This window comes from Nesterenkonia sedimenti (assembly GCF_012641515.1).
In the GTDB taxonomy this organism is placed as follows: domain Bacteria; phylum Actinomycetota; class Actinomycetes; order Actinomycetales; family Micrococcaceae; genus Nesterenkonia; species Nesterenkonia sedimenti.
Genome location: NZ_JABAHY010000006.1, coordinates 107,608 through 119,556 on the forward strand (window position 1 = coordinate 107,608; position 11,949 = coordinate 119,556).

The following is an 11,949-nucleotide window of genomic DNA, read 5'->3' on the forward strand; positions in this document are numbered from 1 at the left end:
CCACCAGGTGAGGCCCTGCGCCCTCGGGCTCTGTGGAGAACCGCGAGTGGTGTCCGGCCTGCCCCGCCCTCTGTGGAGAACCGCGAGCGATGTCGGGTGCGCCCCGTAGACTGGAGGGGATATGGAATTCCTCTTCACACCACCATCAGAGCGGGCCGGAACCACCACGCGGAAGGCGCCTCCTATGGCCCAAGAGGGCGCTGTGCCCCCGGATGACGCCGGAGCCGCCGTGCTGGAGGAACCTATCCAGAACACCCCGGGCTCCCAGGGTGACGAGGGCTCCACCGCGGGGCTCAACCCCCAACAGCAGCAGGCCGTGCTGCACAGCGGCGCCCCGCTGCTGATCGTCGCAGGTGCCGGCTCAGGAAAGACTGCGGTGCTCACCCGGCGGATTGCCCATCTCATCCGCAGTGGTGACGCCCGCCCGCACGAGATCCTAGCCATCACCTTCACTAATAAGGCCGCCCGGGAGATGAAGGAGCGTATCGGCCAGCTGATCGGCTCTACCGCCGAACGCATGTGGATCTCCACCTTCCACTCCTCCTGTGTGCGGATTCTGCGCGCCGAGGCCGCTACCATCGGCCGCAAATCCAGCTTCACCATCTACGACTCCGCTGACTCCCTGCGCCTGGTCACCCAGATGGCCAAAGAGCACCAGCTGGACCCCAAACGCTTCAACCCCCGAGCCATTCGCAATAAGATCTCTGCGCTGAAGAATGAGCTCATCGACGCCGAGGAGTACAGCGCCAAGGCGCCCAATGAGCCCTTCAGTGAAGCCGTCTCCACTATCTTCCGGGAGTACTCCACCCGGCTGCGGGCGGCCAACGCCTATGACTTCGATGACCTCCTGGCCGAGACGGTCTACATGTTCGATGCCTTTCCGAATGTGCTGGACAACTACCGGCGCCGGTTCCGCCATGTGCTCGTCGATGAGTACCAGGACACCAACCACGCCCAGTACCGACTGATCCGCCAGCTCACCGGACCTGACCACCCCGATGTGGACACCCCTCCCGGTCAGCTGACCGTGGTGGGCGATTCTGATCAGTCCATCTACGCCTTCCGTGGTGCGGATATCCGCAACATCACCGAATTCGAGCGGGACTACCCCGAGGCCACCACCATCAAACTGGAGCAGAACTACCGCTCCACCCAGAACATCCTCTCGGCGGCCAATGCGGTGATCAGCCAAAACCCCTCCCGGGCTGAGAAGAACCTCTGGACCGAGAACGGAACCGGCCCCAAGGTCACCGTGCATACCGCCCACTCGGAATCCGATGAGGCCGAATGGATCGCCCGGACTATCGACAAACTCGGTGACGACTTTGGGCTCCGGCCCGCCGACGTCGCCGTCTTCTACCGCACCAACGCCCAGTCCCGCTCCCTTGAGGAACGGCTGATCAACCGCGGCATCCCCTACCGGGTCATCGGCGGGACCCGGTTCTACGACCGCAAAGAGATCAAAGACGCCCTGGCCTATCTGCACGTCATCAACAACCCCGACGACGACGTCAACCTCCGCCGCATCCTCAACGAACCCAAACGCGGAATCGGAGAGAAGGCCGAGACCACTATCGCCGCGCTCGCCGCCCGGGACCGCACTACATTCTTTGAGGCGCTTCGCCGCACCGAGGACTGCGGACTGGCCGCACGCTCGGCGAAGGCCTGCGAATCCTTTGTGCGGATGATGGACGACGTCGCGGCCCTGGCCACCACTGAGAAACCCTCCGTGGTGCTCGAGGCTGTCCTGGAGCAGTCCGGCATGATGGCCGCCCTGCGCGAATCCAAGGACCTGCAGGATGAATCCCGGGCCGATAACCTCGGCGAGCTGGTGGCCGTACTCAAGGAGTACGAGGCGCGCGCAAGCGCTCCCGGTAACCCCGGCAGCGGGGACCCGGAGGATCCGCAGGATGCTTCGGGGGATGCCGGGACGCCGGCCCTGGCCGATTTCCTCGAACAGGTCAGCCTCATCGCCGATGCCGACGCCATCCCGGATGCCCCGGATGCCGAATCCCAGCGGCTGGCCGCCGAACAGGGACAGGTCACCCTGATGACCCTGCACACCGCCAAAGGTCTCGAATTCCCTGTGGTCTTCCTCACAGGCATGGAGCACGGGGTCTTCCCCCACCAGCGCTCCATGGGAGACACCGAGCAGATGGCCGAGGAGCGCCGCCTGGCCTATGTCGGCCTCACCCGCGCAGAACAGCGGCTCTACCTCACCCGGGCGGAGTCCCGCAGCCTCTGGGGACAGGTCCAATACAACCCGCCGAGTCAGTTCCTGGCAGATATCCCTGAGGAACTGGTGGAGCAGTCCGGGGCGTCGTCGTCGTTCCGCTCTGCGGGATTCCGCGGCAGCACCGGCACCGGCTGGGGTTCGGAACCCTCGCTGACCGGTGGCGGATCAGCCGGCGGCGTAACATTCACCCCGCCGAAGACCTCACCTGTGCGCAAACAGGTCAACCCGGACCGGGAGATCCCCAGTCTGAAACCCGGCGACCAGGTGCAACACGCAAAATTCGGCCGCGGCGAGGTCATCGGTGTCGAAGGCACCGGGGATAAAACCGTGGCAAAGGTCAGCTTCGCCGGGAGCGAGAAGCGGCTTCTCCTGCGATATGCTCCAGTGGAGAAGGTCGGCTGAAGCCGCCCTTTGCTATAAAGAGTTGACTTCGACGCAGAAGGACACCACCCGTGGACCTGTATGAGTACCAGGCGCGCGATCTGTTTGAGGCACACGGAGTACCCGTGCTCGCCGGCATCGTGGCCACCACCCCCGAAGAAGCCAAAGCAGCAGCAGAGCAGATTGGCGGCGTAGTCGTCGTCAAGGCTCAGGTGAAGGTTGGCGGCCGCGGCAAGGCCGGCGGCGTCAAGCTCGCCAAGACCCCCGATGAGGCTTTTGAACACGCCCAGGCCATCCTCGGCATGGACATCAAGGGCCACACCGTGCACCGGGTGATGATCGCCCAGGGTGCCGACATCGCTGAGGAGTACTACTTCTCCATCCTGCTGGACCGGGCCAACCGCAACTACCTGGCCATGTGCTCCCGCGAGGGCGGCGTAGAGATCGAGCAGCTGGCCGTGGACTCCCCGGAGAAGCTGGTCAAGTACAACTTCGACCCCAATAAGGGAATCGACGACGCCGCTGCGGCAGAGATCGCCACCCAGGCCGGATTCTCTGCCGAGGAGGTCCCCGCACTGGCCGATGTCTTCCAGCAGCTCTGGGGCGCCTTCGAGAAGGAAGACGCCACCCTGGTGGAGGTCAACCCGCTGGTCAAGACCGGTGAGGGCAAGATCATCGCCCTCGACGGTAAGGTCACCGTGGACGAGAACGCGGAGTTCCGTCAGCCAGGTCACGCTGAGCTGGTCGATGAGTCCGCCGAGGACCCCCTGGAGGCCAAGGCCAAGGCCAATGACCTCAACTACGTGAAGCTTGACGGTCAGGTCGGCATCATCGGTAACGGTGCCGGTCTGGTCATGTCCACCCTGGACGTTGTCGCCTACGCCGGTGAGGCCCACGGCGGCGTGAAGTCGGCCAACTTCCTCGACATCGGCGGTGGCGCCTCCGCAGAGGTTATGGCCAATGGCCTCGACGTCATCCTCGGCGATGACCAGGTGAATTCCGTGTTCGTCAACGTCTTCGGCGGCATCACCAGCTGCGACGCTGTGGCCAACGGCATCGTGAAGGCCCTGGAGATCCTGGGCGACACCGCCACCAAGCCTCTGATCGTCCGCCTGGACGGCAACAACGTGGAGGAGGGCCGCCGCATCCTGCAGGAGGCCAACCACCCGCTGGTCATCACCGCTGACACGATGGACGGCGGCGCCGATAAGGCCGCCGAGCTGGCCAACAAGTAAGGATTGCGCATATGTCTATCTACCTGAACAAGGACTCCAAAGTCATCGTCCAGGGCATCACCGGCGGCGAGGGCACCAAGCACACCGCACTGATGCTCAAGGCTGGTACCAACATCGTCGGCGGTGTCAACGCCCGCAAGGCCGGCACCACCGTTGCTCATAAGGACGCCAACGGCGGCGACGTCGAGCTGCCCGTCTTCGGTTCGGTCACCGAGGCCATGGAGAAGACCGGCGCAGACGTCTCGGTGGCATTCGTGCCCCCGAAGTTCGCCAAGGATGCAGCCATCGAGGCCATCGACGCCGGCATCGGCCTGCTGGTGGTCATCACCGAGGGCATCCCGGTCCAGGACTCCGCTAAGTTCTTCAACTACGCCCAGCAGAAGACCAGCGCCGACGGTAAGCCCGTCACCCGGATCATCGGCCCCAACTGCCCCGGCATCATCACTCCCGGTGAGGCGCTGGCTGGCATCACCCCGGCGAACATCACCGGAAAGGGCCCGATCGGACTGGTCTCCAAGTCCGGCACCCTGACCTACCAGATGATGTACGAGCTGCGGGACCTGGGCTTCTCCACCTCCATCGGCATCGGTGGCGACCCCGTCATCGGCACCACTCACATCGACGCTCTGGAAGCCTTCGAAGCTGACCCGGAGACCGAGGCGATTGTGATGATCGGTGAGATCGGTGGTGACGCTGAGGAGCGTGCCGCTGCCTTCATCAAGGACAACGTCACCAAGCCGGTTGTCGGCTACGTGGCAGGCTTCACCGCCCCTGAGGGCAAGACCATGGGCCACGCAGGCGCCATCGTCTCCGGCTCCTCCGGCACTGCCGAGGCGAAGAAGGAGGCCCTGGAGGCTGCAGGCGTGAAGGTCGGCAAGACTCCGTCTGAGACCGCCAAGCTGCTCCGCGAGGTCTACAAGGGCGGCGGCTCCAAGGCCGAGGGCCTGGTGGACAAGGTAAAGGGCGTCTTCAAGAAGGACTGACACCCATAGCAGATCTTTCATCCTGAAGGGGTCGGCTTCCGCGCACAGCGGGGCCGGCCCCTTCAGTCGTTTAATTCGGAGGTCAGCCGCCCTCGGAACCTTCTCCCAGTTCTGCGTCCCGATAAGGCCCAAAGGCGAAATGCCGGCCGGTGACCTCGGTAGGCGTAACGCGCACGAATTGCTCCTTGGGGCCTGGTACCCAGGGTTGGAGATCCAGCCGTTCTGCCTCGCTGATTTCCCCGGAAGTCTGCAGCAAGGCGGCGGTGCCGCGCAGCACCACCGACCACGCCTCATCGGAGAGGATGCCATCGGCTTCAATGAGTACATTCTCGTTGACGGCCACCTCAGCAAGTTTGGTGCCTGGGGCGGTGCGGAAGACAATACTGCGCTGATCAGCAGCGATATTGATCGGGAAGATATCCGGATAGCCGGCGACAACGCCGACCAGACGGCCGTGCTGGGTCCGTTCTAACAGTTGCCAGCATTCGTCCTCGGTCAGTTTCCGGACCGGGTTGTTATCGGGGTGGTCGAACATCATAACGATACTCCTCTCCCAGTTGATCAGGCCCCATTGCCTGATGTCTTCAGTCTACGCCTAATTTCTACAACGTGTAGAAAAGAGTTGTAGAGCCGATCAGTGGATCCTGGGGCCCACAGTGGAGACTTCCACGTCCTCAGTCTCGACTGGAGTGTGGCTCATTTCACCAGCCTATCCGCGAGTGTGGCTAAACTGATGTGGATGCCGATCAGACATCCGATTGCCGACGAGTGGACAGCGGACTACATGACGTATGTATCCACCAGTCCCGTTGTCCGTCTGACTCACCCCCTGAGCGAGTTTTTGCGCAGCGCGATTCTCGAGTCGCGCAGACCGGTGTTGGCCACCTATGGGAGGGCCGCTCTGACTGGCCCTGTGGCCTCCCTGCTGAGGCGGGCTGGGGGATTGTGGTCATTCCGTGATGAGTCCGGGTATGTCTACAACGCAGCGCACGGATTTCAGTCGTTGGCATTCACCGACCTCTGGGAGGAGCCGGATGTCTCCCGAGCTCGGCACCCTTGGTTCATGACAGAGGGTCCGGCCACTGAGGGCGCCCTGCTGTTTGACACGATGATCCACCAGCGGGCCGATGACAGAACCCTCGTCGGCCGGGTGGCAGAAAAGCTACTCGAGGGGTTGGGGGTCCCCCCGCCGAATCTCTGGGACATATACGAACCTCTGACCCGAGACTGGGACCTCAATCAGATCACCGAATTCACCAAACGGGCTCTGGAAGTGAGCACACCGGTGCTTTTCGCCACGGGGGATCAGGCAATCGGTGAAATCAGTATCACACGCACCCCCCACGGGATGGTCGAACAAACCCGCGGAGCGGTTTCGACAGGCCAGTACCCCGAAGATCTCGCAGGGGTGGGTGATCAGGCCGCCAAGCTGCTGCGAGACCTTGCTGGTTCGTTCCAACCCAACGTGGGTTTCGTATCTATGGCAGAAATCGACCCGGGGCTTCGCTACTCACCCGGGTCCAAGCGTCCCGAACTGCCGCTGGCAGTGCTGATCGGTCCGCGAGCGGTGAAATTGCTTGAGATTGATTTCAAGAGCCTCTCTGAGAAGTTCGAGATCGAGATGCTGGGGCGGCGTCGTGTCGCCAGCCTGTTGGTGAAATTCAATGCCGCGCCCGATGAACGGTGGCACCAGGCAGCAGAGCTGACCGTGGAACTCGGATTCGAGGACCTCATGAAGGTCATGGGTCTGGTGAAGGAGCCCTGATGGCTGTCGAACTGGCGCTCTTATCCGAAGTGGCACCTGATGACTCAGCGGTGGCACTGGCCTTGGGAGATATCGATCCCCAGGGCAAAGTGGTGGCCTTCGATTCCATGCAGATGCGCTTACTGGTTGAGAGCACACAGGAGCCCCTGTTGGCCATTTACAGCACGCGGCATGTGGAAGTGCCCGATCAGGTTCGGCAAGCCGTGGAGAACCCGCCGGAGGCCTTCGGGCTGTGGACTGATCTGGTAATTCCGTATGGGGCAGATGAACTGCTTGCCCGGGAGGCAGCAGAGACTTTGGCCGCCCGGGTGGGTGGAAGCGTTCATTCTCGTCGATAGTGTGAGCTCTATCACGATCGCTGGCCAATGTTGACCATCTCTCCAGGTCAGGGCAAATTATTTCCCTGTGTTCAGGTTAATTTAAGGTTGTGTGCACGTCGTGGTCAGCTAACCCTATTGACAGTACGCGGTAATCGTTTTTTCATTGTCTAGGCAGGTCTCTATGGGCCTGGATGTCGGCTGGACTTGAGTTGGCATGTCAGTACGAACCGCCACATTGGAGCCGGTGGTGGCACGAGGCAGGCCACCGGACAACGGAGGGAGAGGTAATGGGCACAATCCGGTTTGATATGGAAGAGGACATCCTCGAGCGGCAGATGAACCGTTCATCGACGGAGTCCGAGGAACTCAATCGCGCCATCGAGAACTTCAAGGCTGCAGCGGCTCCTCTTGAGGGAAAGTTCAATGGTTCGGCAAAAGCAGCCTTCAATAACTTCAAAGTTCGCACTGACGAGATCAGCACGACTCTGAACAACGCCCTGGTGGGCATCTGCCAGTCCATTGAGGGGCAGAACACCAGCTTCCGCAGCGGCGTCTCCGATGCGACCGATTACCACCAGTCCCAGATGAACACGGCTAACTGGGACGGTGCTGATTCCGCTGCCTTCGGCCCGGCAAACATCGGCCGCTGAACATTCTTCGGACTATTTGAGCGACAGGAGACCCTCATGCAGGACTACAGGAACGACACAAGCCGGAACTCTTACGACATCAACGCCTCCGAGCAGGTGCAGGAGAACTTCGAAACCGCTGCGCGGGAACTGCTGCGCTGCCTCGACCAGCGTGATCAGGATGTGAAGAACACGATGGCTGCCTACCAGGCCGATGGCGTCTCGGAGCGGTACGAGTCCATGGAACACCAGTGGAACGAGGCCGGACGCGAGGTCCGGAACGTGATCAACACCTTGCGTGCATCCCTGGCTGAGAACGACCGCATCGCCGATGGCGCTATGCGTAAGGCTGCCGGCTTCATTCCCAACTAAGCCGATAACGGGTCAACGGCTGCAAGAGAACTGGAGTGCACGGAGGGAATTAGATGGCCAACACGGGATGGAATGTAAACCCGGAACAGGTGCAGTCAGTACTGTCAGATGTCGAGGAGGAGCGCGGGGAGCTCTACGAGAAGCTTTCCGGCAGCACACTCGAAGATATCGATGGGAATCTGGACTGGACCCCGGAGATCAACGGTCCAGTTTATGCCGCAATGGGGCTCTTGTTGCAGGACCAGCAGGAAAATCTGGAGAACATTACCAATCGCATTGAGGCAGGGATCCTTGGTGTGGCCAATGCGACGGTTTCCTACGCCAATGGTCAGACTGATATGGCCGGGGAATTCAACACCCAGCTGGTCGGCGCTGCCGAATCCGGTGACTTCGCGTATCTCGAAGAGAACAACCAGTTGGAGTTTGAGGATCAGGCCTGATGAGCGTTGTTACTGCCGACCAATGCTACGCGGAGGGAGAAATCCCCAATGTCGTCACGGATGGGATGGGGCTCATCAATATCGAGCTTTTTCCTGTCCGGTGCTCCGATATCAACGTCATCCCGACGGAGACCGCCTCGGACCAGGTCAAGAGCTTTGGCGAAGACATCAACTCCAAGGTCGACACCATTCACACCAAATGGAAAGGCCTTCAGGACCATTACCAGGCCCCTGAAGCCTCCGAAGTGTATTCGGTGATGGATCCGGCGCAATCATCTGCAGAAGGCGTAGAGTCCAAACTCAGTTCAGCCTCCACAGCCCTAGGCACGTATGCGGAATCGCTGCGGACATACCGGGATCAGCTCCGAGATTTGGAGTACGAGGCACTGGAGTTCCGACAGGAGGCTCTGTCGGGTTATACCAAAACGTTGGTTCGGCCGAATACGACGAGAACCGAGGACATCGAATGGCATGAGCATGGGCCTGCCAAGGAACGTAACGACGAGCTTGTCACTGAATATGCCACGATCTACCTGAATCTTGTTCAGGCGGCTCTGGACTGCAGCGAAACGATCCATGAGTTGGCCGGTGTCGAAACGGAACCAGTTGAGCTCCCGGAGCCGGAGGACCTGGTTGACCCCGAGAACCCCCATGGGTGGGGTGCCGCTCCTGATTATGAGCCCGACTGCGTTGAGCAGGCCGGGCAAGGGCTCTATAACGCAGGTGAGGGGCTGGTTCTTGGTGCCGGGGCGTTAGTGAGCTACAACCCCGAAACCGGCTGGGGAGACTGGGAGTACGCGGGACAGTCCTGGTACGGGATGGGTGACACCTTAGCTGGTATGGGGCAGATGATCCTCTATTCGCCAACTCTGTTAACGGATCACATCCCTGGAATCGAGGACCAAGGCTGGTACCAGGGCTTTCAAGACCACCGGTACAACAGGGCCGAATCCGCTGCGCAGTTCTACCATGCGTTCAATATCGATCTCATGGACGATGACCCCTTTCACATGTATCGGGAAAACGGGGTCGAGGCGTTTACAGAGGCCGCCGCCAATGGTGCGCTGTTCTTCGTCCCGGTCGGAGGGGCCGCCGGCGGAACAGCCCGGGCGGGAACGGCAGGGGCGCGAACAGCGCAGGTTACCGCTAATGCTGCGCGATTCACGGCAGAAGCCATCGTCCCCGGCGGGTCCAGGCTCGTACCTACTGTGAGGATTTTTGACGCCGCAACGCCACTGGGCGGACGATCACCGGGAGTGACTCCAGGTGGAACAACACTGAACCTGAGCAACAGCATGCACCAGGCGCTGGATACTGCCCAGACGCAGAGGCCGGTGACTGACGGCTACTACAACCGTGACGCTGGCCAGCCCGGATCCGGCCAGTCCAATGCACAGCAGCAGGGCAGCGGCAATTCGGGCGACGGTGGTTCGAACCTCAACAATCAGGCCGGCGCCGATGGCGCTGGACGTGGCAATGAGAATGGCAGCGGGTCTGCAAACCAGCGCGACGGTTCGAACTCTGGTGATACTTCCAGGACGCCATCGCACAGTGAACGACAGATCGACGCCAATGGTCAGAGCATCGCAAAGCGCGATATCGACCCGGACGCACGCAACTTCGTTACCGGCAACCGTGAAACCGGCGGAGTTTCTGGTCCACGGGAGTATCAGGCAGGCGATACCACCCTTAACGGCTACACGATTAAGGGCGATCCCACACCTGCGCAGCTCGAAACGCTCCGTCAGGCTGACCTCGATCCTGATATGCCGGTGCGATTTAACCAAGAGACTGGTCGATATGAGCTGGGGCACGACGTAACCGTTGAATTCTCACCCCGAGAAGGAATGACTGCCCAGGAGATGCAGCAACAGCTGGATCTCCAGCAGGACGGACTAAATCAGCTCAGTGCAGAAGAATGGGCTCACAACACGTGGTTCTTCGATGAAAACCGAGGTCCGGGTGGTTTTGTAGAAGCCGAGACCAGTAAGGCACGAACTAACTACAGAAATTGGCGTGAACGGAATGGCCTAGATACAGATGGAGATGCGCTACATGGCCCGGATGCTGTGGCTGGCGGGCGATTGGAGAGCTTCGACGGAGTTGGGGGTTCTCGAGTTAATCAGCATATTGGCAACCAGTGGGTCAATAACGACAGAGTTGCAGGAATGCGCCGGGAGATTCTAGAGCAACTTATTGACATCCCAGATGACCTGCTTGCGCATGTTCATATCAACGTCCGATTGAGAGCTGAGGGTTAGCGTGAATCAACTTGAGCCAATCGAGCCAAACGGTGAGTTTCCACAACCGGTGGAGCAGTTCCTGGCCCAGTTGAAAGGACTCAGCGAAGATCAGTGTCGAATCATAAATAGTGAGAGCAACTCATTAATGAAGCGGCTCCGTACAGAGGGCAGGCGCAACGAATTCAAGGATGCTAATAAGAAAACCCAGCTCTCGGCATCTGTGCAGTCTCGCCTCGATAAGCTCGTGAACCGAGCTGTACGTGAAGCAGGTGTATTTAGCATGTTTGAAGGTGTCAGAGGTGACCTACTGAGCATCAATGTTCACGATACGGCGCAGCTCTCGGCCCGTGCGTTGCTTGCAAGAGAAAAGCTCACCGAGGAGGAGTTCAACTGGCTTGCTCTTCCATTCTTGGACGCAGGCTTTCCCCGGGAGATCTTCCATCCCGGATAGATGCCTCCATGGACCGGTGCATAACGTGAGCTCCCTGGACTTCGACTCCGCCCGTAAGCCAGTCGATGGCAGATACTTGGAAAGGTGAAGGCACTCATCTCAGCGGTGGAGAACCTCACGGTTGAACAGGCGGAGCAAATCGCGCCTGAGGTTCGGGATCTATCTCTGAAAATTAAAGCAGGGGCCTTCTGGACCGGGCCTCAGCCGGCAGCTTGTCGAGGTGTCGGAGGGCCAGCCAACTGCACGTTGAGCATCATATGTTCCCAGAGTCCCATTTCCTCCAGGCTTTCGGGCGCCATCCGGCCACCGAGCGCCAGAAGCGGGACATAGCCAAAGCAGCGATCCTCGCCGGGGATACCCAGCCTCTCGACGGCTTGGGGATATACATCCCACTGGAAGAAGTCCTGGAGCATTCCCGGGTCCTCGACGGCATCCAGGTAGGCATCTAGAGTCACACCCGGGGGCAACGGGTCGATCACTTTCCAGCGATACTTGATCGCAGCCCAGGTGTTTCCCGGCAACACAACCAATAGGTCAGCAAGTGCTGTAACGCCGACGACGACAGAACCCTCCGGAAGGCTCACAATCCCGCGCACCATGTTGGCAGCACGGGCGGGGTCAACCAGACGAATGAAACCGAGCTCACCAATGGCTCCGCGGCCCTTCTCCCGCCAGAGCTCGGGCAGGCCCTCCGGAGCGACTGCCTCGTACTGCTGGATGGATTCCTCAGGGATCGGGCCCCAGGCCTGAAAGTGCTCAATCTCAGTCATTATTATCTCCCGTTGCGGAAACTTGGCCTCAGATTCACTTTACTGCAGACCGGGCAGGAACTGCGGGGTTTGACCATTGACCGGTCTGCCCAGAGCCCCAAACGTGTCACCCCGAGGAAGCGGC

Annotated in this window: 12 protein-coding genes; 10 read left to right on the forward strand and 2 right to left on the reverse strand. The window is 60.5% G+C overall.

The window, feature by feature from the left end:
* Nucleotides 1-121: 121 nt before the first annotated feature.
* The 3 genes from pcrA to sucD are packed head-to-tail and all read left to right on the forward strand — an operon-like array spanning nucleotide 122 to nucleotide 4,835.
* Nucleotides 122-2,638: a DNA helicase PcrA gene (gene pcrA, locus HGQ17_RS08175; protein ID WP_168887452.1), complete on the forward strand. Its 2,517-nt coding sequence runs from the start codon at nucleotides 122-124 to the stop codon at nucleotides 2,636-2,638.
* Nucleotides 2,639-2,688: 50 nt separating this feature from the next.
* Nucleotides 2,689-3,852 carry an ADP-forming succinate--CoA ligase subunit beta gene (gene sucC, locus HGQ17_RS08180; RefSeq protein ID WP_168887453.1) on the forward strand — a complete coding sequence of 388 codons (1,164 nt, stop codon included), beginning with the start codon at nucleotides 2,689-2,691 and terminating at the stop codon, nucleotides 3,850-3,852.
* A gap of 11 nt (nucleotides 3,853-3,863) precedes the next feature.
* Entirely contained in the window at nucleotides 3,864-4,835 is a 972-nt protein-coding gene (gene sucD / locus HGQ17_RS08185; RefSeq protein WP_168887454.1) for a succinate--CoA ligase subunit alpha, read from the forward strand.
* A gap of 82 nt (nucleotides 4,836-4,917) precedes the next feature.
* On the opposite strand, the gene HGQ17_RS08190 is transcribed toward sucD, so the two are convergent.
* Nucleotides 4,918-5,373 (reverse strand): pyridoxamine 5'-phosphate oxidase family protein, encoded by a 456-nt coding sequence (locus HGQ17_RS08190; RefSeq protein WP_168887455.1) that lies wholly within the window; start codon nucleotides 5,371-5,373, stop codon nucleotides 4,918-4,920.
* Between the two features lie 201 nt (nucleotides 5,374-5,574).
* Between HGQ17_RS08190 and HGQ17_RS08195 the strand changes: the two genes are divergently transcribed.
* The 7 genes from HGQ17_RS08195 to HGQ17_RS08225 all read left to right on the forward strand — a co-directional run bounded on the left by HGQ17_RS08195 (nucleotide 5,575) and on the right by HGQ17_RS08225 (nucleotide 11,055).
* Nucleotides 5,575-6,600: a DUF6177 family protein gene (locus HGQ17_RS08195; protein WP_267873171.1), complete on the forward strand. Its 1,026-nt coding sequence runs from the start codon at nucleotides 5,575-5,577 to the stop codon at nucleotides 6,598-6,600.
* Nucleotides 6,600-6,938, forward strand: coding sequence for a hypothetical protein (locus HGQ17_RS08200; protein WP_168887457.1), 339 nt, complete (start codon nucleotides 6,600-6,602; stop codon nucleotides 6,936-6,938). Before HGQ17_RS08195 ends, HGQ17_RS08200 begins: the two co-directional genes overlap by 1 nt.
* Before the next feature lie 269 nt (nucleotides 6,939-7,207).
* Nucleotides 7,208-7,570: a hypothetical protein gene (locus HGQ17_RS08205; RefSeq protein WP_168887458.1), complete on the forward strand. Its 363-nt coding sequence runs from the start codon at nucleotides 7,208-7,210 to the stop codon at nucleotides 7,568-7,570.
* A 36-nt stretch (nucleotides 7,571-7,606) separates the two neighbouring features.
* Entirely contained in the window at nucleotides 7,607-7,921 is a 315-nt protein-coding gene (locus tag HGQ17_RS08210) for a hypothetical protein (protein WP_168887459.1), read from the forward strand.
* 53 nt (nucleotides 7,922-7,974) lie between these two features.
* Complete coding sequence (locus HGQ17_RS08215) at nucleotides 7,975-8,361, forward strand: DUF6507 family protein (RefSeq protein ID WP_168887460.1); 387 nt, start codon at nucleotides 7,975-7,977, stop codon at nucleotides 8,359-8,361.
* A complete protein-coding gene (locus tag HGQ17_RS08220; RefSeq protein ID WP_168887461.1) occupies nucleotides 8,361-10,622 on the forward strand; it encodes a polymorphic toxin type 15 domain-containing protein in 2,262 nt (753 codons plus the stop codon). The genes HGQ17_RS08215 and HGQ17_RS08220 overlap by 1 nt, the downstream gene beginning before the upstream one ends.
* Before the next feature lies 1 nt (nucleotide 10,623).
* On the forward strand, nucleotides 10,624-11,055 hold the full coding sequence (locus tag HGQ17_RS08225) for a hypothetical protein (RefSeq protein WP_168887462.1): 432 nt from the start codon (nucleotides 10,624-10,626) through the stop codon (nucleotides 11,053-11,055).
* A 200-nt stretch (nucleotides 11,056-11,255) separates the two neighbouring features.
* Here HGQ17_RS08225 and HGQ17_RS08230 read toward each other — a convergent pair whose 3' ends face one another.
* The gene (locus tag HGQ17_RS08230) at nucleotides 11,256-11,825 is read right to left on the reverse strand and encodes a T6SS immunity protein Tdi1 domain-containing protein (RefSeq protein ID WP_168887463.1); all 570 of its coding nucleotides are present in this window, start codon (nucleotides 11,823-11,825) and stop codon (nucleotides 11,256-11,258) included.
* Nucleotides 11,826-11,949 lie beyond the last annotated feature (124 nt).

What these genes read in the sequence shown, in the direction of transcription:
- pcrA (WP_168887452.1), top strand. Translation starts at nt 122, where the DNA reads ATGGAATTCCTCTTCACACCACCATCAGAGCGGGCCGGAACCACCACG.
- sucD (WP_168887454.1), top strand. Translation starts at nt 3,864, where the DNA reads ATGTCTATCTACCTGAACAAGGACTCCAAAGTCATCGTCCAGGGCATC.
- HGQ17_RS08190 (WP_168887455.1), bottom strand. Translation starts at nt 5,373, where the DNA reads ATGATGTTCGACCACCCCGATAACAACCCGGTCCGGAAACTGACCGAG.
- HGQ17_RS08195 (WP_267873171.1), top strand. Translation starts at nt 5,575, where the DNA reads ATGCCGATCAGACATCCGATTGCCGACGAGTGGACAGCGGACTACATG.
- HGQ17_RS08200 (WP_168887457.1), top strand. Translation starts at nt 6,600, where the DNA reads ATGGCTGTCGAACTGGCGCTCTTATCCGAAGTGGCACCTGATGACTCA.
- HGQ17_RS08205 (WP_168887458.1), top strand. Translation starts at nt 7,208, where the DNA reads ATGGGCACAATCCGGTTTGATATGGAAGAGGACATCCTCGAGCGGCAG.
- HGQ17_RS08210 (WP_168887459.1), top strand. Translation starts at nt 7,607, where the DNA reads ATGCAGGACTACAGGAACGACACAAGCCGGAACTCTTACGACATCAAC.
- HGQ17_RS08215 (WP_168887460.1), top strand. Translation starts at nt 7,975, where the DNA reads ATGGCCAACACGGGATGGAATGTAAACCCGGAACAGGTGCAGTCAGTA.
- HGQ17_RS08220 (WP_168887461.1), top strand. Translation starts at nt 8,361, where the DNA reads ATGAGCGTTGTTACTGCCGACCAATGCTACGCGGAGGGAGAAATCCCC.
- HGQ17_RS08230 (WP_168887463.1), bottom strand. Translation starts at nt 11,825, where the DNA reads ATGACTGAGATTGAGCACTTTCAGGCCTGGGGCCCGATCCCTGAGGAA.